24 protein-coding genes are annotated in these 22133 nt (G+C 57.9%); 23 read left to right on the top strand and 1 reads right to left on the bottom strand.

Features of this window, described 5'->3' with window-relative positions; all coding sequences use genetic code 11:
* The first annotated feature begins 270 nt into the window (after positions 1-270).
* From B0B07_RS15205 to B0B07_RS02595, 3 genes are all read left to right on the top strand, one after another.
* On the top strand, positions 271-429 hold the full coding sequence (locus B0B07_RS15205; RefSeq protein WP_159438411.1) for a hypothetical protein: 159 nt from the start codon (positions 271-273) through the stop codon (positions 427-429).
* 72 nt (positions 430-501) lie between these two features.
* Positions 502-1038 (top strand): DNA-directed RNA polymerase subunit delta, encoded by a 537-nt coding sequence (rpoE, locus tag B0B07_RS02600; protein ID WP_076756804.1) that lies wholly within the window; start codon positions 502-504, stop codon positions 1036-1038.
* Between the two features lie 143 nt (positions 1039-1181).
* The gene (locus tag B0B07_RS02595; RefSeq protein ID WP_076756803.1) at positions 1182-2777 is read left to right on the top strand and encodes a CTP synthase; all 1596 of its coding nucleotides are present in this window, start codon (positions 1182-1184) and stop codon (positions 2775-2777) included.
* A 104-nt stretch (positions 2778-2881) separates the two neighbouring features.
* Here the strand turns inward: B0B07_RS02595 and B0B07_RS02590 are convergent, their stop codons facing one another.
* A complete protein-coding gene (locus B0B07_RS02590) occupies positions 2882-3400 on the bottom strand; it encodes a DUF2529 family protein (protein ID WP_076756802.1) in 519 nt (172 codons plus the stop codon).
* Positions 3401-3562: 162 nt separating this feature from the next.
* On the opposite strand from B0B07_RS02590, the gene B0B07_RS02585 reads away from it, so the two are divergent.
* The 20 genes from B0B07_RS02585 (at position 3563) to wecB (ending at position 21756) form a co-directional block, all read left to right on the top strand.
* Entirely contained in the window at positions 3563-3919 is a 357-nt protein-coding gene (locus tag B0B07_RS02585; protein ID WP_076756801.1) for a response regulator, read from the top strand.
* A gap of 99 nt (positions 3920-4018) precedes the next feature.
* A complete protein-coding gene (locus B0B07_RS02580; protein ID WP_076756800.1) occupies positions 4019-4876 on the top strand; it encodes a class II fructose-bisphosphate aldolase in 858 nt (285 codons plus the stop codon).
* A gap of 84 nt (positions 4877-4960) precedes the next feature.
* Positions 4961-5608 carry a fructose-6-phosphate aldolase gene (gene fsa / locus B0B07_RS02575; protein ID WP_076756799.1) on the top strand — a complete coding sequence of 216 codons (648 nt, stop codon included), beginning with the start codon at positions 4961-4963 and terminating at the stop codon, positions 5606-5608.
* A gap of 28 nt (positions 5609-5636) precedes the next feature.
* The gene (locus tag B0B07_RS02570) at positions 5637-6926 is read left to right on the top strand and encodes a UDP-N-acetylglucosamine 1-carboxyvinyltransferase (protein ID WP_076756798.1); all 1290 of its coding nucleotides are present in this window, start codon (positions 5637-5639) and stop codon (positions 6924-6926) included.
* A gap of 68 nt (positions 6927-6994) precedes the next feature.
* Positions 6995-7960, top strand: a complete 966-nt coding sequence (gene glpX / locus B0B07_RS02565) for a class II fructose-bisphosphatase (protein ID WP_076756797.1) — start codon at positions 6995-6997, stop codon at positions 7958-7960.
* Positions 7961-8085: 125 nt separating this feature from the next.
* Positions 8086-9369 carry a transcription termination factor Rho gene (rho, locus tag B0B07_RS02560; protein ID WP_076756796.1) on the top strand — a complete coding sequence of 428 codons (1284 nt, stop codon included), beginning with the start codon at positions 8086-8088 and terminating at the stop codon, positions 9367-9369.
* Between the two features lie 165 nt (positions 9370-9534).
* Positions 9535-9756 carry a 50S ribosomal protein L31 gene (gene rpmE, locus B0B07_RS02555; protein WP_076756795.1) on the top strand — a complete coding sequence of 74 codons (222 nt, stop codon included), beginning with the start codon at positions 9535-9537 and terminating at the stop codon, positions 9754-9756.
* 313 nt (positions 9757-10069) lie between these two features.
* Positions 10070-10681, top strand: a complete 612-nt coding sequence (locus B0B07_RS02550; RefSeq protein WP_076756794.1) for a thymidine kinase — start codon at positions 10070-10072, stop codon at positions 10679-10681.
* An 88-nt stretch (positions 10682-10769) separates the two neighbouring features.
* On the top strand, positions 10770-11846 hold the full coding sequence (prfA, locus tag B0B07_RS02545; RefSeq protein ID WP_076756793.1) for a peptide chain release factor 1: 1077 nt from the start codon (positions 10770-10772) through the stop codon (positions 11844-11846).
* Entirely contained in the window at positions 11833-12699 is an 867-nt protein-coding gene (gene prmC / locus B0B07_RS02540; protein WP_076756792.1) for a peptide chain release factor N(5)-glutamine methyltransferase, read from the top strand. Before prfA ends, prmC begins: the two co-directional genes overlap by 14 nt.
* Positions 12700-12766: 67 nt before the next feature.
* Positions 12767-13345, top strand: a complete 579-nt coding sequence (locus B0B07_RS02535; protein WP_076756791.1) for a stage II sporulation protein R — start codon at positions 12767-12769, stop codon at positions 13343-13345.
* A gap of 39 nt (positions 13346-13384) precedes the next feature.
* Positions 13385-14416, top strand: coding sequence for an L-threonylcarbamoyladenylate synthase (locus B0B07_RS02530; protein ID WP_076756790.1), 1032 nt, complete (start codon positions 13385-13387; stop codon positions 14414-14416).
* A 540-nt stretch (positions 14417-14956) separates the two neighbouring features.
* Positions 14957-15940, top strand: coding sequence for a nuclease-related domain-containing protein (locus B0B07_RS02520; protein ID WP_076756788.1), 984 nt, complete (start codon positions 14957-14959; stop codon positions 15938-15940).
* A gap of 400 nt (positions 15941-16340) precedes the next feature.
* Entirely contained in the window at positions 16341-16835 is a 495-nt protein-coding gene (locus B0B07_RS02510; protein ID WP_076756786.1) for a manganese efflux pump, read from the top strand.
* Positions 16836-16868: 33 nt separating this feature from the next.
* Positions 16869-17318, top strand: coding sequence for a low molecular weight protein arginine phosphatase (locus B0B07_RS02505; protein WP_076756785.1), 450 nt, complete (start codon positions 16869-16871; stop codon positions 17316-17318).
* Positions 17319-17395: 77 nt separating this feature from the next.
* Positions 17396-17833 (top strand): ribose 5-phosphate isomerase B, encoded by a 438-nt coding sequence (gene rpiB / locus B0B07_RS02500; RefSeq protein ID WP_076756784.1) that lies wholly within the window; start codon positions 17396-17398, stop codon positions 17831-17833.
* A gap of 23 nt (positions 17834-17856) precedes the next feature.
* On the top strand, positions 17857-18474 hold the full coding sequence (locus B0B07_RS02495; RefSeq protein WP_076756783.1) for a TIGR01440 family protein: 618 nt from the start codon (positions 17857-17859) through the stop codon (positions 18472-18474).
* Between the two features lie 26 nt (positions 18475-18500).
* Positions 18501-19748: a serine hydroxymethyltransferase gene (gene glyA / locus B0B07_RS02490; protein WP_327078156.1), complete on the top strand. Its 1248-nt coding sequence runs from the start codon at positions 18501-18503 to the stop codon at positions 19746-19748.
* Between the two features lie 220 nt (positions 19749-19968).
* Positions 19969-20598, top strand: a complete 630-nt coding sequence (upp, locus tag B0B07_RS02485) for a uracil phosphoribosyltransferase (RefSeq protein ID WP_076756782.1) — start codon at positions 19969-19971, stop codon at positions 20596-20598.
* Positions 20599-20634: 36 nt separating this feature from the next.
* Positions 20635-21756, top strand: coding sequence for a non-hydrolyzing UDP-N-acetylglucosamine 2-epimerase (gene wecB / locus B0B07_RS02480; RefSeq protein WP_076756781.1), 1122 nt, complete (start codon positions 20635-20637; stop codon positions 21754-21756).
* The last annotated feature ends 377 nt before the right edge of the window (positions 21757-22133 follow it).

Below are 22133 nucleotides of genomic sequence, written 5' to 3'. Positions count from 1 at the left end.
GGCGGCTGGCCAGGGGCGACAGGCAGAAGACAGGATGCAGAGCGAAGCCTGCTTTGCGGCACAACATGACTGATGACCCAGAGCGTCTGGCCCGCGCAGCCGGATGGACCGAAAGCCCGCTTGCCATCCATGCAGCGTGTTTGTTGTTCTCCCAGGAATTTGAAAACTCCGTGCTTTCCGGAAAAAATTTCCCATGATGCCCCTTCAGGGGGCATCATTTTCTTCTGGTGATGTATAATGAAGGAAACTCCGCCAAGGGAGGCTTGCCGGGTGAGGCTAACCTATCATGTCATCGTCATGGTCATCCTCGTGGTCGTGACCGTGTTGCTGTATAACCACGGGCTTGCAGCAATTCCGCTGATCCTGCTGTCCGCCCAGCTTTTCTGGCTGACTTACCTCGGCTTGAGACACTTGAAAAAACGTACGTGAGGGTGGCATGGGAATGCCCGGTTTGTATATAATGGGGATTATGCCACCGTATGCAGAAAGGACGTGCGCCTGATGAACATCACTGAACTGACGAAAGAACAATTGAATGAAGAAGCGTTTATAGATCTCGCCTATGCCCTCCTGGAGGAGCGGCGCGAGCCCATCACGTTTGACGGAATCCTGGCGGAGCTCAAGAAACTGCTTGGGCTGTCTGAAGCCGAAATGAAAGAGCGGCTCGTCCGCTTCTATACCGACCTGAACATTGACGGCCGGTTCCTTGCTCTCGGAGATGGCCGCTGGGCACTCCGTGAATGGTATCCGGTTGACAAGATCGAAGAGGAAACCGCCCCTGTCGTCAAGACGCGCAAGAAAAAAGCGAAAGCGAAAGTCGTGGATGACGATGAGGAAGATGAAGACCTCCTGGCCGAAGACGAGGACGAAGACTTCGATGACGAGGATCTCGACGAATTCGCCGACGAAGAGGAAGAGGACTTCGACCTCGACGATGAGGAAGAAGAGGAAGAAGAGGACGTCGATCTGGATGATGACGAACTTGACCTCGATGAGGAATTGGAGATTGACGAAGAGGAAGAAGAGGAAGAAGAATAAACTTGACTTCTCCCTTCCCGCGGGTTTATGATTTATTCGGGCTCCTGAATTAGGAGATAGGAAACGTGCATATGCGCTCCCCTGCAGAACGGTTTGCAGGGGAGCGTTTTTTGTTTTTGGCAACCAAGGGAGGAAGATCGAACATGACAAAGTATATTTTCGTAACCGGAGGCGTCGTCTCTTCATTGGGCAAAGGAATCGTGGCTGCTTCGCTCGGCCGCCTGCTGAAAAACCGCGGACTGGAAGTGACCATCCAGAAATTTGACCCGTACATCAACGTCGACCCGGGAACGATGAGCCCATACCAGCACGGGGAAGTCTACGTGACGGAAGACGGTGCGGAAACCGACCTGGACCTTGGCCACTACGAGCGCTTCATCGACATCAACCTGACGAAGTATTCCGCCGTCACAACCGGCAAAATTTATTCCACTGTCCTGAAAAAAGAGCGCCGCGGCGACTACAACGGGGCCACCGTGCAGGTCATCCCGCATATCACGAATGAAATCAAGCAGCGCGTGCTCCGGGCTGGCAAGGAAACTCATGCGGATGTCGTCATCACGGAAATCGGGGGAACCGTCGGCGACATCGAATCGCTCCCGTACCTTGAAGCGATCCGCCAGCTCCGCAGTGATCTTGGCCGCGATGAAGTGATGTACATCCACTGTACGCTCATCCCGTATATCCACGCAGCCGGCGAGATGAAAACGAAGCCGACCCAGCATAGCGTCAAGGAACTCCGGGGACTCGGCATCCAGCCGAACCTGATCGTCGTACGGACCGAACAGCCGGTCCCGCAGGATATGAAAGACAAGATTGCGCTCTTCTGTGATATCCGTCCGGAAGAAGTGATCGAATCGCGCGACGCGGAAACCCTTTATGAGATTCCGCTCAACCTTCACCGGCAGGGCATGGACGACCTCGTCCTCGACCATCTGCGCATCATCGCCCCGCAGCCGGACCTCGAGGAGTGGACACAGCTCGTTGACAAGGTGAAGTCGCTGTCGAACACGGTGAACATCGCCCTCGTCGGGAAATACGTGGAGCTCCAGGATGCATACATCTCCGTCGTGGAAGCACTCCGGCATGCCGGCTATGCATTTGACGCGGACATTTCCGTGAAGTGGATCAACGCCGAGGAAATCTCCGATGAAAATGCCGCCGGACTGCTTGACGGCATGGACGGCATCCTGGTGCCGGGCGGCTTTGGCGACCGGGGGATCGACGGCAAAATTGCCGCCGTCCGCTTTGCACGAGAGAACAACGTCCCGTTCTTCGGCATCTGTCTCGGCATGCAGCTTGCATCCGTCGAGTTTGCCCAGCATGTCATGAACATGGAAGGCGCACATTCGTCCGAATTGGATCCGTCGACCGCATTCCCGATCATCGACATCATGCCGGACAAGAAAGACCTCGAAGATCTCGGGGGCACACTCCGCCTCGGCCTGTATCCGTGCAAGGTGAAGCCGGGCACGAAAGCCCACGAGGCATATGGCGAAGACCTCGTCTATGAGCGCCACCGCCACCGTTTCGAATTCAACAATGAATACCGTGACGAGTTCGAAAAAGCGGGCTTTGTCTTCTCGGGTGTCAGCCCGGACGGACGCCTCGTTGAAATTGTCGAACTCCCTGAACATCCATGGTTCGTCGCGTGCCAGTTCCATCCGGAATTCATTTCACGCCCGAATCGCCCGCAGCCGCTCTTCCGCGAATTCGTCCGCGCGTCGCTCGGCAAATGAAAACCGATCAGAAAAGGTCCTGCCCATTGAGGCAGGACCTTTTTTAATCTGTGGCGGAAGCGGATGCACCGCACTTTCCGGCGTGCATCCGCCCTCTCATAGTCTCATTCAAATTCTGCGAGCAGTTCAACATAATCGAGCCGCACGGCCTCGTAGATGAACAGGCCGGCCAGCGCGTGAGGCAGGACGGTCCGTCCGCCGTCCTCGGCAGGCAACAGCCCTTTTTTCACGCCGAGGCTTGTATAGACGGTGGCCAGTCCCGCCAGCTCATTTCCTTCCGAATCCTCATGTTCCGAAGCCGTGGCGGCAAACGGGATGAATCGTTCCGAGAGCTTCCGTGCAAGCTCCAGCGCCTCCGTGTCCGCCGCGGAACGGGTGAGGATCCAGACGCGGTCCGCACTCGTCATTTCCTCCCCGCGGTAGCGGGCTGCGCCTTCAAATGGCTCGGCGCCCCGGATCGCGTTTGCGCTCACCGCCCCGAGCTCTCCGAATGCGGCAATGTAAACGGTCCCCTGCCCGGTGGTCGCCTGGGCGAGCAGGCGGGCAGTCATTCCGATCGCCTCTTCTTCGTTCGCGGCGATGCGCTGCAGAAGGCCGGTGATCTGTGTCGTCAGCATTTTCATATGAATCCCTCCGCCTTCATTATAGGGCTCCGGCTGGCGGATGAACATGGAAAAGCGAATCCGGGGAAATGCGGAATTTGCGGATTCCTCAATTAATTGAAGGAATTGTGCCATTTGTCTCGAATACAAGCAATACGGACTAGGACGGAAGGCGGGAATGGAATGAAACGGATATTGGTCGTCGACGATCAGAACGGAATCCGGTTGCTGCTGGCGGAAGTTTTCCGGAGGGAAGGCCACGAGACGGTGCTCGCGAAAAACGGGTTCGAAGCGGTGGAGCGATTTCATGAAACCTCCCCGGACTGTGTGCTGCTCGACATGAAAATGCCGGGGATGGACGGCATTGAAGTATTGAAGGAGATCAAGGCGGTTTCGCCGTCCACGCCGGTCCTCATGATGACTGCGTATGGAGAGCAGGAACAGATTGATACGGCAAAGGAGCTCGGGGCGACGGACTATTTTACAAAGCCGTTCGATATTCATGAACTGAGGGCGGCGGTCGCCGGCATCCTCGGCTGAACGTACAGGCAGTGGCAGACACTGCCTGTTTTTGTTATGATGGGGGAGTGTATGAAACAACAGTACAAGCAGTTCCGACATTCGAAGGAGGAATCCCAGATGGCACTTGTCTCCATGACTGAAATGCTCCAGAAAGCGAAGAAAGAAGGCTACGCAGTCGGGCAGTTCAACATCAATAACCTCGAATTCACCCAGGCGATCCTGGAAGCGGCCGAAGAAGAGAAATCTCCGGTCATCCTCGGCGTCTCCGAAGGGGCAGGCAAATATATGGGCGGCTTCAAGGCGGTCGTCCCGATGGTGAAAGGACTCATGGAATCGTACGGAACGACCGTGCCGGTCGCCATCCACCTCGACCACGGTTCTTCTTACGACAAATGCAAGGAAGCGATCGAAGCAGGATTCACGTCCGTCATGATCGACGCGTCTTCCAAGCCGCTTGAAGAGAACATCCGCATCACTTCCGAAGTGGTGGAGCTGGCGCATCAGCACGGCGTTTCGGTTGAAGCGGAACTCGGTGTCGTCGGAGGCCAGGAGGACGACGTCGTTGCGGACGGCGTCATCTATGCCGATCCGAAAGAATGCGAGGAGCTCGTGAACAAGACGGACATCGACTGTCTCGCTCCGGCACTCGGATCTGTCCACGGCCCGTACAAAGGAGAGCCGAATCTTGGATTCAAGGAGATGGAAGAGATTTCGAAACAGTCGGATCTTCCGCTTGTGCTCCATGGGGGCACCGGAATCCCGACGAAGGACATCCAGCGTTCCATTTCCCTCGGGACGGCGAAAATCAACGTCAACACCGAAAACCAGATTGCCGCGACGGATGCCGTCCGCTCGGTCCTGAACAACGACCAGAACGTGTACGATCCGCGAAAATACCTCGGTCCGGCACGCGAAGCCATCAAGGAAACGGTCAAAGGCAAGATGCGTGAATTCGGCTCAACGGGGAAAGCTTAAGGGAACAGCAGGGAAAAGGAGAGGCGCCCTCGGGGCACCCTCCTTCTTTCCTTTCATTAATCAGGACTCGGGAGGAACAGGACAATGAAATTTTTCATCGATACAGCGAACTTCGAAGAGATCAAAGAAGCCCATTCGTGGGGCATCCTTTCCGGCGTGACGACGAACCCTTCGCTTGTCGCGAAAGAGAATATCTCATTCCATGAACGGCTGAAGGAAATCGCTGCACTCGTTCCGGGCTCCGTCAGCGCGGAAGTGATCTCGACCGACGCGGAAGGCATGATCCGGGAGGGCCGTGAACTCGCAGCCATCGCTCCGAACATCACGGTCAAGCTTCCGATGACGGAGGAGGGGCTGAAAGCGTGTTCGACTTTCGCCAAGGAAGGCATCAAGACGAACGTCACGCTCGTCTTCAGCGCGAACCAGGCTCTGCTTGCTGCGCGTGCAGGGGCATCCTATGTGTCCCCGTTCCTCGGCCGCCTCGATGACATCGGGCACGACGGAATGGACCTGATCGCTACAATCTCCGAAATCTTTGCAATCCACGGCATCGACACGGAAATCATCGCAGCGTCGATCCGCCATCCTCAACATATTACCGATGCCGCGCTGAACGGCGCGCATATTGCCACAACGCCGCTCAAGGTACTCAAGCAAATGTTCAAGCATCCGTTGACGGAAAAAGGTCTTGAGGCGTTCCTTGCTGACTGGAACAGCCGCTCGGCTGATTGAGCTGTTGACGCAGAACGAGGGGAAATGAATGGACGTATATAAAATTAACGGCGGTCGGGAACTGAATGGCACGGTGAAAGTGAGCGGCGCGAAAAACAGCGCCGTCGCACTCATCCCCGCCTCGATACTGGCGGGCTCTGAAGTGACGATCGAAGGGCTGCCTGAAATTGCCGATGTGCATACGCTGAAACTGTTGCTCGAAGAAATCGGCGGAGTCGTCTCTTTTGAAGGCGGCACAATGAAAATCGATCCTGCCGGGATGGTCGCGATGCCGTTGCCGAATGGCAATGTCAAAAAGCTCCGTGCTTCTTATTATCTGATGGGTGCGATGCTCGGCCGGTTCGGCAGGGCGGTCATCGGACTTCCGGGCGGCTGTCATCTCGGGCCGCGCCCGATCGACCAGCACATCAAAGGATTCGAGGCGCTCGGTGCCACCGTGACGAATGAGCACGGATCCATCTATCTCCGTGCCGACAAGCTGCGCGGTGCAAAGATCTATCTGGACGTGGCAAGCGTGGGCGCGACGATCAACATCATGCTCGCCGCCGTGCTCGCAGAAGGGCGCACCGTGATCGAGAATGCGGCGAAGGAGCCGGAAATCATCGACGTTGCCACGCTCCTGTCGAATATGGGTGCGAACATCAAGGGCGCCGGCACGAACGTCATCCGGATTGAAGGCGTCAAATCGCTTGCCGGGACAACCCATACAATCATCCCTGACCGGATCGAAGCGGGGACGTACATGATCATGGCGGCTGCGGCAGGAGGCGGCGTGACGATCGACAATGTGATTCCGTTCCACGTCGAGGCGCTGACCGCAAAGCTGCGCGAGATGGGCGTGAAAATCGTCGAGGAGGAAGAACGGATTTTCATCCCGAAGACGGAAAAACTGTCATCGGTTGATATGAAGACGCTTGTCTACCCGGGCTTCCCGACAGACCTTCAACAGCCGTTCTCCGTGCTCCTGACACAGGCGACAGGCTCTTCGGTTGTCACGGATACGATTTATTCTGCCCGTTTCAAACATATCGACGAGCTCCGGCGCATGAATGCCTCGACACGCGTCGAGGGCCGTTCCGCCATCATTTCGGGACCGACGAAACTTCAGGGAGCCTCTGTCCGTGCATCCGATCTGCGGGCCGGAGCCGCCCTCGTACTGGCCGGCCTGCTCGCAGAAGGCGAGACGGAAGTGCAGGAGATCCACCATATCGAGCGCGGCTATTCGAACATCGTCGAGAAGCTGAGGGGCCTCGGCGCCGATATCCGGAAAGTCCGCATTCCGGCTGAAGCAGCGGGCGGCACGGGCCGTCCGGGTTGAAACCCGTGCGGTCCCTGCAACGAAATGAACGGTAATCCCCGACCGGGGAAACGGAAAGGATGACCAGGATGGAACGCAGTTTATCAATGGAACTTGTACGGGTTACGGAGGCCGCCGCGCTCAACTCTGCGCGCTGGATGGGCCGCGGCCAGAAAAACGAAGCCGACGATGCGGCCACTTCCGCGATGCGGACGGTTTTTGACACGATCCCGATGCAGGGTGTCGTCGTCATCGGTGAAGGAGAAATGGACGAGGCGCCGATGCTGTACATAGGCGAAGAACTCGGCACCGGATCGGGACCGGCGGTGGATGTGGCCGTTGACCCCCTTGAAGGCACGAATATCGTCGCTGCCGGCGGCTGGAATGCGCTCGCGGTCCTCGCCGTCGCAGACCGGGGAAACCTTCTCCATGCACCTGATATGTACATGGAAAAGCTGGCCGTCGGTCCGGAAGCAGTTGGCATGGTCGATATCGATGCACCGGTCATCGACAACCTACGTGCAGTCGCAAAGGCGAAAAACAAAGACATTGAGGACGTCGTCGCGACGATCCTCCACAGGGACCGCCACTCACGGATCATCGAAGAGATCCGCGAAGCGGGCGCCCGGATCAAGCTCATCAATGACGGGGATGTCGCCGGTGCGATCAACACTGCATTCGACGAAACCGGCGTCGATATCCTGTTCGGCATGGGCGGCGCCCCTGAAGGCGTCATTGCGGCCGTCGGCCTGAAGTGCCTCGGCGGTGAAATCCAGGGCCGGCTGATCCCGTCCAATGACACGGAAGTCGAGCGGTGCAAGAAAATGGGCATCGACGTGAACAAGGTTCTCCGGATGGAAGACCTTGTCCGGGGTGATGATGCAATCTTTGCCGCAACCGGTGTCACCGACGGGGAACTGCTCTCTGGTGTCCAGTTCAAAGGCTCCTATGGTTCCACCCACTCGCTCGTCATGCGTGCGAAGTCGGGCACGGTCCGCTTTGTCGAAGGCCGCCACTCACTGAAAAAGAAACCGCACTATGTAATGGAATACTGATTGAACCCATGCCCGGCGGCATCGCCGGGCATCCCTTCTTTATTTCTTCCCTTTGATCGGGCGGACCGGCAACTCCAGGCCGGTCGGACGCCCCAGACCCCAACCCGTGAAAGAGGTGACCGCCCATGGCGGAAGTGACGCTGGCCGGCCTTCAGGATATGACACTGAAGGAACTGTACGGTCTCGCCCGGAAATTCAATATTTCCTACTACAGCAAAATGACGAAAAAAGAACTGACCCTGGCGATCCTGAAATCGCGTGCCGAGCAGGAAGGATACTCATTCATGGAAGGGGTCCTCGAGATCATCCCGACCGAAGGGTATGGGTTCCTCCGGCCGATCAATTACTCTTCCAGTTCCGAGGATATTTATATCTCGGCTTCCCAGATCCGCAGGTTCGACCTGCGGAACGGCGACAGGGTGAGCGGAAAAGTCCGGCCTCCAAAAGAGAACGAGCGTTATTACGGCCTTCTTCAGGTGAATGCGGTGAACGGGGAAGATCCGGAGACCGCCAAGGAACGGGTCCATTTCCCGGCGCTGACCCCCCTGTACCCGGAACGGCAGATCAAGCTGGAGACAGACCGGAATAAGCTGTCGACCCGGATCATGGACCTCGTGTCCCCGGTCGGCTTCGGACAGCGCGGACTGATCGTTGCACAGCCGAAGGCAGGGAAAACCCAGCTGCTGAAGGAAATCGCGAATGCCATCAGCGAAAATCACCCGGAAGCCGAACTCATCGTCCTGCTCATCGACGAGCGTCCGGAAGAAGTGACCGACATCGAACGTTCGGTGAACGCGGATGTCGCAAGCTCGACGTTCGACGAAACGCCGGACAATCACGTGAAAGTCGCGGAACTTGTCCTGGAGCGGGCGATGCGGCTCGTGGAACATAAACGGGATGTCATCATCCTCATGGATTCGATCACCCGGCTTGCCCGGGCATACAATCTCGTCATTCCGCCGAGCGGACGGACACTTTCGGGAGGGATCGACCCGGCGGCGCTCCACCGGCCGAAACGGTTCTTCGGAGCAGCCCGTAATCTCGAGGAAGGGGGCAGCCTTACGATTTTGGCGACCGCACTCGTCGAAACCGGCTCCCGGATGGACGATGTCATCTATGAAGAGTTCAAGGGCACCGGCAACATGGAGCTCCATCTTGACCGCAGCCTTGCCGAACGGCGCATCTTCCCGGCGATCGACATCCGCCGGTCAGGCACCCGGAAAGAGGAACTGCTTATCCCGAAGGACCGGCTCGAGAAGCTGTGGGCGATCCGGCGCACGTTCTCGGACAGCCCGGACTTTGCCGAGCGCTTCCTGAAGAAGCTCCGCAACACCGCCGGCAACGAGGAGTTTTTCCTTCAGCTGGACAAGGAAATGAAAGAAAAGCGTGGCGGGAAAGGGCTCCTCTAATCCCGAATTTATTCGTTGCATCCGCGGCAGTGCAGTGCTATAATGAGAAATGTAAGTTTGCGACTATCTGACAGCATATACGGCTCGACTGTATGGCCGTGTAAGGCTGCAGTACCATAATAAAACTCTGTTCCGGATGGTTCAGGGCGAGAGGAGAAACAATTCATGAAAACTGCAATTCACCCGGACTACAAAACAGCGACCGTCACTTGCTCTTGCGGCAACACGTTCGAAACTGGTTCCGTGAAAGAAGACATCCGCGTGGAAGTCTGCTCCGAATGCCACCCATTCTACACGGGTCGCCAGAAATTCGCTGCAGCCGACGGCCGGATCGACCGCTTCAACAAGAAATACGGCCTCAAAGAAGAAGGCCGCGACGAAGAGTAATTTCGACGTCCCGACCCGCCCGGACATTGCGTCCCGGGCGGGTTTTTGTATGCGGCAAAGCAGCCGTGGCCGAGAATGGCTGGGGTGAGGCGAACGGCCCGCGGGAATGACGATGATTGACTTTCGTGAAACGGCAAAGGTCCGGAGAGACAAGAATCTGCCGGGCTGATCCGGCCTTTGAAGGTTCCCCGGCTCCATACCACATCTCCGGACAAATTTAAAGACGGGAAATGGCACACAATATCCGTTAAGATAAAACTTCGGAAACCAAGGACGGGGGAAGAGCCCCTGGGATCGGAAAGGGGAATTCCGGATGTACGTTTCAATGCAGGGCGGCTGGGTCGAGGTGATCTGCGGAAGCATGTTCTCGGGGAAGTCCGAAGAACTGATCCGGCGGCTTCGGCGCGCACGGTTTGCCAAACAGGAAATCGCCGTGTTTAAGCCGGCGATCGATAACCGGTACAGCGACAATTCAGTAGTGAGCCACAACGGCGATGAAATCATCGCAATGCCGGTGGTGAGTGCAGACCAGATCTGGCGGCACATCGACGACCGGGTGGATGTGATCGGGATTGACGAAGCCCAGTTTTTCGATGAAAGCATCATCGGGACGGTGAGCCGGCTGGCGGATCACGGATACCGGGTCATCATTGCCGGGCTTGATCAAGACTTCCGCGGAGTGCCATTCGGACCGATGCCGCAGCTCATGGCGGTTGCTGAAAATGTCACGAAGCTGCAGGCGGTCTGCACCGTATGCGGATCCCCGGCAAGCCGCACCCAGCGGCTCATCAACGGCAGGCCGGCCCATGCGGACGATCCGGTCATCCTTGTCGGCGCCTCGGAGGCGTACGAGCCGAGATGCCGGATGCACCACGAAGTGCCGAATGGCGTGTCCGTGAAGAGCACGGCGCTTGAAGACGAATAGAAGCTGAGGCACCCGCCGAAAGACGGCCGGGTGCTTTTTAAGTTATAATGGAACGATCATCAAGAAGAAGTTATCGGAGGGCTCCGTGATGTATGAACGGCTGCAGGCAGTTGAAGATCGCTACGAAAAATTGAATGAATTGCTGAGCGACCCGGATGTCGTGTCCGATGCCGGTCTGCTTCGGAAATACTCCAAGGAGCAGGCGGACATCGCCCGGACGGTCGAAGTATACCGGACGTACAAATCAGCTGCGGGAGAGCTGCAGGACGCGCGCGGGATGCTCGGGGAAAAGCTCGATGACGAGATGCGCGAGCTTGTGAAGGAAGAGGCGGCAGAACTTGAAGAAAGAATCGCCGTGCTCGAGGAAGAGCTGAAAGTGCTGCTCCTTCCGAAAGACCCGAATGATTCCCGGAACGTCATCATGGAAGTCCGCGGTGCGGCAGGCGGAGACGAGGCTGCGCTGTTCGCGGGTGACCTGTTCCGGATGTACAGCCGCTATGCGGAGTCAAAAGGATGGAAGACGGAAGTGATGGACGCCTCGCCGACCGGACTCGGCGGATTCAAGGAAATCATTTTTATGATCAGCGGGCACGGGGCATTCTCCCGGCTCAAATTTGAAAACGGTGCCCACCGGGTCCAAAGGGTGCCGGAAACGGAATCCGGCGGGCGGATCCATACGTCGACCGCGACGGTCGCCTGCCTTCCGGAAGCGGAAGAAGTGGAGATCGAGCTGCACGACAAGGACATCCGTGTGGACACATTCGCTTCGAGCGGGCCGGGCGGCCAGTCCGTCAACACGACCATGTCCGCCGTCCGGCTGACCCATATCCCGACCGGCACCGTCGTCTCCTGCCAGGACGAGAAATCGCAGATCAAGAACAAGGAAAAGGCGATGAAGGTGCTACGTGCCCGGGTGTATGACAAGTTCCGTCAGGAGGCGCAGGCGGAGTATGATGCCAAGCGGAAGTCGGCCGTCGGCACGGGCGACCGGTCCGAGCGGATCCGTACTTATAATTTCCCGCAAAACCGGGTGACCGACCACCGGATCGGACTGACGATCCAGAAGCTCGACCAGATCATCAGCGGCAAGCTGGACGAAGTGATCGATGCGCTCACGATGGAGGAACAGGCGGCGCGCCTGGAACAGCTCGATGCAGCGGAATGACACGATTGCGTCCGTCCTTGCCGAAGGGAAGCGGCGCCTTCAGGAAGCCGGCCGGGAAGAATTCGCGGCCGAACTGCTCATGCAGCATGTGCTCGGAACGAATCGGACCGGCCTGCTCATCAAGCTGCCGGAGAAACTCGAAGATGCGCAGCGCCGCGAGTTCTCAAAGGGGATCCAGTCAATGGAATCCGGCATCCCGCTTCAGTATGTGACCGGGCGGGAAGCGTTTTACGGCCGCCCGTTCCGGGTGACGCCCGATGTGCTGATTCCCCGCCCGGAAACGGAGGAGCTCGTGGACCGGGCGCTTGCCCGCGCGGCCAGGATCTGGCCTGCAGTCGACCGGCCGCTGCACACGGCCGATATCGGGACGGGCAGCGGCGCGATCGCCGTATCGTTCAAACTGGAGCGCCCGTCGGCGAACGTGACGGCGACGGATATTTCGCCTGCGGCCCTGCGCGTGGCGGCAGAAAATGCCCGCCTGCTTGGTGCAGAGGTCTCTTTCCTGGAAGGGGACATGGCCGCACCGCTGGAAGGCCGGGAATGGGACATCGTCCTGTCGAACCCGCCGTATATCGCACCGGACGAAGCGAAGGGGATGAGCGATTCGGTCACCGGCCATGAACCGCACGCTGCCTTGTTCGCGGAACAGGGCGGGCTGGCCCATTACCGGACGCTCGCCCGTACGCTGCCGGGCCTCATGAGGCGTCCCGGGCTCATCGGTCTGGAGATCGGCCATCTGCAGGGGCCGGCCGTATCGGGTTTATTCGCAGAGGCGTTCCCGGACGGTTCGGTCGAAGTGGTGCAGGACATCAATGGGAAAGACCGGATCGTATTTTGCGAGCTTTCCAAATAAAAATAGAAGATTCGTTGAATAGTTTTCTTTCTTCCTGACCACAATGCGTGCAAGGGAGGAAGAGAACATGCTGAATGACTATCCAATTAATCAATCCAAAAGAATGCAAGAGAAACTCCGGGCCGCGATTCCGTTTATCCAATTTATCCTGATGCTGATCGTCATCCAGTGTGCGCTGTTCCTCTTGACCGGAACGGCCGCGGAGGAAGCGGAAGGCATGCTCCGGATCCGCGTGATCGCCGACAGCAACACGGAATCGGCACAGTCGGCAAAACGGGAGATCGTCGCCTTGATCGCACCGGCTGTCGAACAGGCGAGGAGTGAGAGCCGCACGCCGGAAGAGCTCGCCGCCCGGCTGGATACACTGCTGCCCGGTGTCCTCGCGGAAGCCGGTGAGGATGTCACGCTCCGGAGGGGTTCTGCGGTATTCCCGCCCAAGCCGTATAGGGGCGGCATCCTCGCCCAGCAGGAAGCGGATGCATGGGTGGTGACGATCGGAGACGGACGCGGCGACAACTGGTGGTGCGCCCTGTTCCCGGATGTCTGCGACCCGCCGGAAGAAACGGCGACCGCAATGAAGGAAGAGACTGAAGAAGAGCCGGTGACGTTCTTTCTCGTCGAATGGCTGAAGGGCCTGTTCGGCTGAGTGGAACACTGAACGTCCGGCGGAAAGGAAGCGTTTGCGATGATAACGGAGAAAGCGGTGCTCACGGAGAAAGCGGGCGAAGAGCAGTATGACCGGGCGGTCCGGCTGCTGCACGAAGGAGAACTCGTCGCCTTCCCGACGGAAACGGTGTACGGACTCGGTGCATTGGCGACGTCGGAAGAGGCAGTCCGGAAAATCTACGAGGCGAAGGGCAGGCCTTCGGACAACCCGCTCATTGCCCACGTCGGAACGGCGGAGGAAGTCTCGGAATATGCCTGTGATGTGCCTGAAAAGGCCCGGATTCTGATGGATGCCTTCTGGCCTGGCCCCCTGACGCTCATTCTGAGAGCGGCCCCCGGTGTGTTCGCCCCGTCGGTAACGGCCGGGCTCGATACGGTCGGGCTCCGCATGCCGGATCATCCGGTCGCGCTGAAGCTGCTCCGCCGGTTCGGAAGGCCTGTCGCCGCTCCGAGCGCGAACACGAGCGGCAAGCCGAGCCCGACATCGGCCGACCATGTGGCGACGGACCTGGACGGCAAAATATCTTACATACTGGACGGCGGCAGAACCGGCATCGGCATCGAGTCGACCGTCCTTGACCTCACATCGGACATTCCGGCGATCCTCCGGCCGGGAGCCGTGACCGCCGACATGCTCGTCCCGCTCATCGGTCCCGTCAACGGATCCGCCGAAGCCTCTGAAGCCGGAACCGATGCGCCGCGTGCGCCCGGCATGAAATACACCCACTATTCCCCGGATGCGCCGGTCTTCCTGATCCGGCCGGACCGGAACCGGATCGGTGAGGCGGTCCGGTCGCTGCAGGAGGAAGGACATCGCATCGCGCTTGTGGCCCCCGAAGAATTCGGGGGATCGGATGCCGACTGGTTCTTCCCGGCCGGCAGGGAAGGAGACCCCGAATCCGTTTCTGCGGACCTGTACGACGCACTCCGTGCCTGTGACCGGACCGGCGCCGACATCATCCTCGCCGCTTCGGTCGGCGAGGAAGGCATCGGCCGCGCCGTCATGAACCGGCTCAATAAAGCGGCCGGAGGAAAATGGTTTGGAAGATGAATGATAGAATGAAGGAAACAACCGTCTCCCGGGAGGCGGTTGTTTTTTTGTGGGTTGGAGCGAGCGTTATCGGGTTTCCCCGAAGTGGCCCTGAGTTTTACTGGAAGTGTCCTGAGTTTTACCTGGGGGGATAAGTTTTACCTGAAAGGTGTTGAGTTTTACCGTCCAGGTCTCGAGTTTTACCGAAGTGGTGATGGGCTTCACCTGAGAGGTCCTGAGTTTTACCTGTACTCAGTTTTACTGGATGGACCCCGAACTTTCCGTGATGGAGTCGCCGAATTACCGAATAGTTCCCGAGCTTTACTATATAAGCCCTGAACTTTACCTGCCGGGTCGCGAGCTTATCCTGAGGGGGCCTGAGTTTTACCGAATAGTTCCCGAGTTTTCCAAAGTTTTATTTTGGTCCTCTTTTGGCACCCTAAATTTCAATTTTGCCGTAAAAAGCGGCTGTAAAATTCAAAAATGACATTCTCTCGCCTGGAGGAGCGGCTATCCTGCAGTCCTGCCGCGTGATATGGTACAGGCAAAGGAGGGGGCGGGATGAACAGGTCATTCTCTGAGTTAAATCGTTACGGGCTGAAGAGAATTTTGATGCGGGCCAATCTGCAGCAACACCGGAAAATGAGCGATATCCGGTTTCGGCTGTACACATTGGGAGCGGGCATTGCGGGGGAACAAAAGGTGCTGGACTATCTCAAAAATTTGAGGTTTGGGTTTCCTTTCCGAGTGCTGTGGGATATTCGGCTGGAAGTCTCGTCGAGGCAATATGTGCAGATTGATTTGCTGGTCCTGACACCGACCCGTGCGATCATTTACGAAGTGAAAAATATTGGAGGGCGCCTGCGTTTTGAGGATAACCCGGCCAGGCTGGACAAAGTGGATGCGGATGGATTCATTTCTGATAGTTTTGAGTGTCCGGTTCTTCAACTGGAGGAAGAAATGGCGGGCCTTCGTCAATGGCTGGAGATGAATCGCATTTCTAGCACGGTGGACGGAGCGGTGGTCATGACTGCAAATCCGGTCTTTGAGCAGGCGAAAAAGGATGGCCGGGTGTTCCGTCTCCGCGAAATCCGCCGGCACCTTGCGACAGAACGGACCGGTCCGAGCGGACGGAGTGGGCCACAGATTGAGGAGTTGGCAAAGCTTTTCATGCGTGCTCATGAGCCGTATTTCCCTTTTCCTTTGAGGAACCAATTTAATATCCAGGAGAATGAACTTTACTGGGGACCGATCTGCAGTGATTGTGGTGAACTGGTTATTAGAAAAAGTGAACGGACTTGGATCTGTAGGGCATGCGGGACGCGTTGCAAGAATGTATTTGAGGAAACGTTGCTCGACTGGTTTTTGTTGAAGGGGCGGCTCATTTCAAGCGAAGACATCCGGCATTTGTTCAGCCTGGCGGACAGGCGGTCTGCTTCCTGGATTATAAGGAGGTTTGAACTGGACAGGATCCAAGATTCCAGGCTTGTGCTGTACAGTTGGGATTATAGCGCGCTGCGGCTCCCGTATCGGTTGAATGAGTGAGTTTTCCTTAAGCGGCCCCGAGTTTTCCCGGAATCGTTGTGAGCTTTCCCGTGATGGGTCCGAGTTTTCCATTCCCGTCGAGTTTTCCTCTGGACCCTTTGAGTTTTCCTGCAATCATCATGAGTGTTCCCGAGGGGTATCTGAGTTTTCCTTTAGTCCGTCGAGATTCCCGTGGCCCCAGAGTTTCCCTATGATCGACACGAGTTTTCCCAAGAACACGCCGAGTTTTACCGAAGCCGTCCCGAGTTTTTCCACGATTACCCCGAGTTTTCCCAAGATCACACCGAATTTCCCCGTGCCCAACCCAAGGTCCTGACGTCCGCAGCGTACCCCGCCTCCCGTCATGTGCCCTCGCCTGTCCGCATAAGATGGATGGATGATGCGGGAACGGAGGGATCGGATGTGGCAAGAACCGGTGGCGGGGGTGTTGACTGCAGTGGATGCAGCTGCGGTCTATGCCATCCTGCCGCTGAGGAGGAACCGGCTTCCGCTTGCGATGTGGACGGGCACGCTTCATATGATTTTTCCGCTGGCGGGCTTTCTGGCGGGGGGCGCGGCCGCAGCGCTGCTTGCCGGTCTCGGAGTCTACATCTCGGCCATCCTGCTCATATTGCTCGGGCTTCACATGATCCTGTCGGATGATGGGGCGGATGTGAAGATGCCGCCCTATATGCTGGCCGCCCTGCTCAGTGTCGACTCCTTTTCAGTGAGCATGTCATTTGGTATGCTTCAGTTAGATATGATCCGGTTCATCGTCAGCGCGGGGGCAAGCGCATTTATCCTGTCGTGCGGAGCCCTTTACATGAGGGGGACATTCAACAAGATCGGCGGCAGGCGGCTCCGGCTGCTTGCCGGGGCGGGGCTGGTGCTCATGGGCGTGCTCCCGCTGCTTTGAGTGCGGACCGGATCGGATGGGCGGTGAGCGGAGTTGAATATTTTATTCATCTGTACGGGAAATACATGCCGGAGCCCGATGGCCGAGGCGTTGCTGAAGGCGGAGGGGATTCCCGGAGTGGACGTGCGCTCTGCCGGCGTGTCGGCGTTTGCGGGGCAGCCGCCTTCCCGGCATGCCGCTGTGCTGATCGGTGAACATGGGCTGCCAGAGCCGGATCCTTCGGCTGTTGCCGATGAGGAACTCGTCGACTGGGCGGATCTGATCCTCGCGATGACCGACGGCCACCGGCGGGCGCTCGAGCGTTCCGCGCGGCATGCCCGGGGGAAGACGTTCCTGCTCAACAGCTATGTCGGGCTCGGCGACCGGGATATTATGGATCCGTTCGGCGGGCGCGAAGAAGAGTACCGGCGGACTTTCGAGGAACTGAAAAAGGCGGTCGGCCTGCTGGCCGATGCACTCCGCCGGAACATGAAGCAGCCCTGAAATCGGGCTGTATTTTTATTTTCCCAATAATGTTATGATGATGGGGCAAACGGATTTTTAGAAAAGAGGGAAAGCGGATGAAAGTAGCGATTTCTTCCGATCACGGCGGCAACCGGCTGCGCGCCGAGATCAGGGACCTGATGGACGGGATGGGCATCGAGTATGAGGACTTCGGACCGCGGGACGACTCTTCCGTGGATTATCCCGATTATGCACGGCCTGTGGCGGAACGGGTGGCAGCCGGCGAATTCGACCGGGGCATCGTCATCTGCGGGACCGGGATCGGCATGTCGATCGCGGCCAACAAAGTCAAAGGCATCCGCTGTGCACTCTGCCACGATGTGTTCAGTGCCAAAGCTACCCGCGGACACAATGATTCCAATGTGCTGGCAATGGGAGAGCGGGTCATCGGACCGGGTCTTGCACGCGAGATCGCCCAGACCTGGCTGGAAGGCGAGTTCGAGGGCGGCCGCCATGAGCGCCGCATCGAAAAGATTACGGAGCTTGAACAGTAACCGGATCAAGGGAGTGAAGCCCCGTGGATGCACGGCAACTATGGAAGCTGCAGCTTGAGGAAATCCTCGGACAGCTGGAGGAACAGGCGGAATTCCGCCCGGGACAGCTGTTCGTTGTCGGGTGCTCGACATCGGAAGTCGCGGGCAGCCGCATCGGAACGGGCGGAGCACTCGATATCGCGGAAATTCTATACGGTCCGCTCCAGGCATTCGCGGACCGGAACGGCCTGCATCTGGCGTTTCAGGGATGCGAACATATCAACCGTGCCGTGACGCTCGAGCGGAAGGCGGCGGAGCGGTACGGATACGAACCGGTAACGGTCGTGCCGGCCGTTCGGGCGGGCGGATCGATGTCCGCGTTTGCCTACAGGAACATGGCCGACCCGGTCGTCGTCGAAGGCGTCCGCGCCCATGCCGGGATCGACATCGGTCAGACGCTCATCGGCATGCAGCTCCGGCCGGTCGCCGTCCCGCTCCGTGCCTCGGTCGACCGGGTCGGCGAAGCGGTCGTGACGATTGCCAAAACCCGGCCGAAACTGATCGGTGGCGCCCGTGCGGTCTATGAACTCGAAGAAGAGATCATGGAGCCCGAAGAAGAAAACGGAGCGTACGAAGAGGAACTGAAAGAAGAAGACCAGTAAAGATAACGGGGAAGGGGAATGAAGCAGTGGAGCAACTCGTACATGTGAAAAATGAGGACACAGCAGTATTTGACGCCATCATGGCGGAGAAGAAACGCCAGCAGGACAACATCGAACTGATCGCATCGGAGAACTTCGTCTCGGAAGCGGTCATGGAAGCACAAGGTTCCGTCCTGACGAATAAATACGCGGAAGGCTATCCCGGCAAGCGGTATTACGGCGGCTGCGAACACGTGGACGTCGTCGAGAATATTGCGCGCGACCGCCTGAAAGAAATTTTCGGTGCCGAGTATGCCAACGTCCAGCCGCACTCGGGTGCACAGGCGAACATGGCAGTCTATTTCACGGTGCTTGAGCCGGGAGACACTGTGCTCGGCATGAACCTGAGCCATGGCGGGCACCTCACCCACGGCAGCCCGGTCAACTTCTCCGGCGTCCAGTACAATTTCGTTGAATACGGTGTCGGCAAAGGGGACGAGCTGATCGACTATGAAGACGTCCGCCAGAAGGCGCTCGAGCACAAGCCGAAAATGATCGTCGCCGGTGCGAGCGCCTACCCCCGCCGGATCGACTTCAAGAAGTTCCGGGAAATCGCGGATGAAGTCGGAGCCTACCTGTTCGTCGACATGGCGCATATCGCGGGTCTTGTGGCGGCAGGCCTCCATCCGAATCCGGTACCGCATGCACACTTCGTCACATCGACAACCCACAAGACGCTCCGCGGACCTCGCGGCGGCCTCATCCTGACGACAGAGGAATTCGGCAGGAAAATCGACAAGTCGATCTTCCCGGGCATCCAGGGCGGTCCGCTCATGCATGTGATCGCAGCAAAGGCGGTCGCATTCGGCGAAGCTCAGCAGCCGGAATTCAAAGAATACATCCAGCAGGTTGTCGAAAACGCGCGGGTGCTCGGCGAAACCCTCAACTCTGAAGGGATCGACCTCGTCTCGGGCGGCACGGACAACCACCTGCTGCTTCTCAACCTCCGCTCGCTCGGCATCACCGGTAAAGTTGCGGAAGCCGTGCTTGACGAAGTCGGCATCACCGTCAATAAAAACACGATCCCGTTCGATACCGAAAGCCCGTTCGTCACATCAGGCGTCCGGATCGGGACACCGGCCGTCACGTCCCGCGGCTTCAAAGAAGAGGAAATGAAAGAAGTCGGCGCGATCATTGCCAAGCTCCTCAAAAATCACGAGGACGAGTCGGTCAAGCAGGAAGTCAAGGATCGCGTCGCCGCGCTCACTTCGAAATTCCCGCTTTACGAATCGTGATCATTTAATGAAGGAAGGGACTGCCCGAGCGGCAGTCCCTTCTTTTTTTGAGGACGGAGACCGCCGAAAGGCGCTGCAAATACCTCCTTTCAATCTTTCATTTCCGTGACAATGCCATCCGGCCGGTGCAGCCCGGATGAATCATTGTTATAATGAACAAGTTGAGAACATATACAGGCGGCCGGGGGATTCCCGGCCGGTGAACAGGAGAGTGAAAACGATGGGGAAAGTGCATGTATTTGACCACCCGCTCATTCAGCATAAACTGACGTTTATCCGGGACGTGAACACGGGGACGAAAGAGTTCCGCGAGCTTGTCGACGAGGTGGCGACGCTCATGGCGTATGAGATCACCCGTGACCTTCCGCTGCGGAAGACGGAAGTGGAGACGCCGGTCCAGATGGCGGAGTCCTATGTCCTGGCGGGCAAGAAGCTCGGCATCGTGCCGATTCTGCGTGCGGGCATCGGGATGATGGACGGGATTCTCAAACTCATCCCGGCGGCGAAGGTGGGGCACATCGGCCTTTATCGCGATCCCGAAACACTGAAGCCCATCGAGTATTACGCGAAACTGCCGTCCGACATCGGTGAGCGGGAATTCATCGTCGTCGACCCGATGCTCGCAACCGGCGGTTCGGCGATTGCAGCGATTGATTCACTGAAGACACGCGGTGCATCGCACATCCGGTTCATGTGCCTCATCGCCGCACCGGAAGGCGTGAAGGCCCTCGCAGAAGCGCATCCGGACGTGGATATCTACATCGCAGCGCTTGACGAGAAGCTGAATGAGCACGGATACATTGTGCCGGGCCTCGGAGATGCGGGCGACCGTCTTTTCGGAACGAAGTAAATCCGGATACAAAATAACGTTGGATGGTGACTGAGATTGACGAAACGCTGGAAAGTGATGACGATCTTCGGCACACGGCCGGAGGCGATCAAGATGGCGCCGCTCGTGCTGGAACTGAAAAAGCATCCAGAATCGATCGAGCCGATCGTGACGGTGACCGCCCAGCACCGTGAAATGCTCGATCAGGTGCTCGATGCGTTCGGCATCGAACCCGAGTATGATCTGAATATCATGAAGAGCCGGCAGACGCTCGTCGATGTGGCGACCCGCGGACTTGAAGGGCTTGACCGGATCATGAAAGAGGCCCGTCCCGATGTCGTGCTCGTCCACGGGGACACGTCGACGACATTCATCGCGGGTCTTGCCGCTTTCTACAACGGCATCACGGTCGGTCATGTCGAGGCGGGACTGCGCACATGGGACAAGCACTCGCCGTTCCCGGAGGAGATGAACCGCCAGCTCACCGGCGTCCTGGCCGACCTGCATTTTGCCCCGACCGAAAAGTCGGCTGCGAACCTTCTTGCGGAAGGGAAGCCGGAAGACCGGATCTTCATCACCGGCAATACGGCAATCGACGCACTGAAGACGACTGTGGATGAAACGTATTCCAATCCGCTGCTTGAAGGAGCGGAAGGGGACCGGATCATCCTCCTGACCGCCCACCGCAGGGAAAACCTCGGCGAGCCGATGAGGCATATGTTCCGGGCGATCAGCCGGCTGCTCGAGAAGCACGAGGACACCCGCGTGATCTATCCGGTGCATCTCAATCCGGCCGTGCGCGAAGTGGCCGACGAGATTCTCGGCGACAATCCACGCGTCCGTCTCATCGATCCGCTGGAAGTGGTGGATTTCCATAACTTCGCCGCCCGCTCCCATCTCATCCTCACCGATTCGGGCGGGATCCAGGAAGAGGCACCGTCGCTCGGAAAACCGGTGCTCGTCCTGAGGGATACAACCGAACGGCCGGAAGGAATCGAAGCGGGCACGCTGAAGCTTGCCGGGACGGACGAAGAGACAATTTTCCGGATGGCCGACGAGCTGCTGTCCGACCAAGCCTCCTATGCCGCGATGGCCAAGGCTTCCAACCCATACGGGGACGGACACGCTTCGGAACGGATCGTCCAGGCGTTGCTGGATTATATGGAAAAAGAGAAATGATTTCAGAAAAATATGTATAAGGTTGTGGTTCGCCCGGCAACACTTGGCAAAAGCCGGGTGGGCCGGGCGATTTTCTTCAGTAAGCGGAACAGTCCGTGGGGCCGGCCGGGCCCATAAAAAAACAGCCGCCGGCGGCTTGGATGCTGCCCGTTCCGGCCACTCTCTCAAGTTTGTCGAATCTTTGACAAAAAAGGCCGCTTGTGAAGAATTTCACGGGAATCAATTGACATCATTTTACCCCTGTTGTATGCTTGCAAAGGGTAAGAATGACAAGGGTTACAGGCGTTTTCTGACGCTGCGTGCGCTTGCTGTTACTGCATTCTATTATACTCGCTCCGAAAGGCGGAAACCGGCCGGAAATACGATGCGGGGGACCT

Origin of the sequence: Edaphobacillus lindanitolerans, from assembly GCF_900156305.1 — a bacterium.
Classification (GTDB): Bacteria; Bacillota; Bacilli; order Bacillales_A; family Planococcaceae; genus Bhargavaea; species Bhargavaea lindanitolerans.
This window is presented reverse-complemented; position numbering and strand designations above follow the sequence as displayed.

Excerpts from the sequence above, each read along its gene's own strand:
- rpoE (WP_076756804.1), top strand. The coding sequence starts at position 502 with ATGAACATCACTGAACTGACGAAAGAACAATTGAATGAAGAAGCGTTT.
- B0B07_RS02595 (WP_076756803.1), top strand. The coding sequence starts at position 1,182 with ATGACAAAGTATATTTTCGTAACCGGAGGCGTCGTCTCTTCATTGGGC.
- B0B07_RS02590 (WP_076756802.1), bottom strand. The coding sequence starts at position 3,400 with ATGAAAATGCTGACGACACAGATCACCGGCCTTCTGCAGCGCATCGCC.
- B0B07_RS02585 (WP_076756801.1), top strand. The coding sequence starts at position 3,563 with ATGAAACGGATATTGGTCGTCGACGATCAGAACGGAATCCGGTTGCTG.
- B0B07_RS02580 (WP_076756800.1), top strand. The coding sequence starts at position 4,019 with ATGGCACTTGTCTCCATGACTGAAATGCTCCAGAAAGCGAAGAAAGAA.
- fsa (WP_076756799.1), top strand. The coding sequence starts at position 4,961 with ATGAAATTTTTCATCGATACAGCGAACTTCGAAGAGATCAAAGAAGCC.
- B0B07_RS02570 (WP_076756798.1), top strand. The coding sequence starts at position 5,637 with ATGGACGTATATAAAATTAACGGCGGTCGGGAACTGAATGGCACGGTG.
- glpX (WP_076756797.1), top strand. The coding sequence starts at position 6,995 with ATGGAACGCAGTTTATCAATGGAACTTGTACGGGTTACGGAGGCCGCC.
- rho (WP_076756796.1), top strand. The coding sequence starts at position 8,086 with ATGGCGGAAGTGACGCTGGCCGGCCTTCAGGATATGACACTGAAGGAA.
- rpmE (WP_076756795.1), top strand. The coding sequence starts at position 9,535 with ATGAAAACTGCAATTCACCCGGACTACAAAACAGCGACCGTCACTTGC.
- B0B07_RS02550 (WP_076756794.1), top strand. The coding sequence starts at position 10,070 with ATGTACGTTTCAATGCAGGGCGGCTGGGTCGAGGTGATCTGCGGAAGC.
- prfA (WP_076756793.1), top strand. The coding sequence starts at position 10,770 with ATGTATGAACGGCTGCAGGCAGTTGAAGATCGCTACGAAAAATTGAAT.
- prmC (WP_076756792.1), top strand. The coding sequence starts at position 11,833 with ATGCAGCGGAATGACACGATTGCGTCCGTCCTTGCCGAAGGGAAGCGG.
- B0B07_RS02535 (WP_076756791.1), top strand. The coding sequence starts at position 12,767 with ATGCTGAATGACTATCCAATTAATCAATCCAAAAGAATGCAAGAGAAA.
- B0B07_RS02530 (WP_076756790.1), top strand. The coding sequence starts at position 13,385 with ATGATAACGGAGAAAGCGGTGCTCACGGAGAAAGCGGGCGAAGAGCAG.
- B0B07_RS02520 (WP_076756788.1), top strand. The coding sequence starts at position 14,957 with ATGAACAGGTCATTCTCTGAGTTAAATCGTTACGGGCTGAAGAGAATT.
- B0B07_RS02510 (WP_076756786.1), top strand. The coding sequence starts at position 16,341 with ATGTGGCAAGAACCGGTGGCGGGGGTGTTGACTGCAGTGGATGCAGCT.
- rpiB (WP_076756784.1), top strand. The coding sequence starts at position 17,396 with ATGAAAGTAGCGATTTCTTCCGATCACGGCGGCAACCGGCTGCGCGCC.
- upp (WP_076756782.1), top strand. The coding sequence starts at position 19,969 with ATGGGGAAAGTGCATGTATTTGACCACCCGCTCATTCAGCATAAACTG.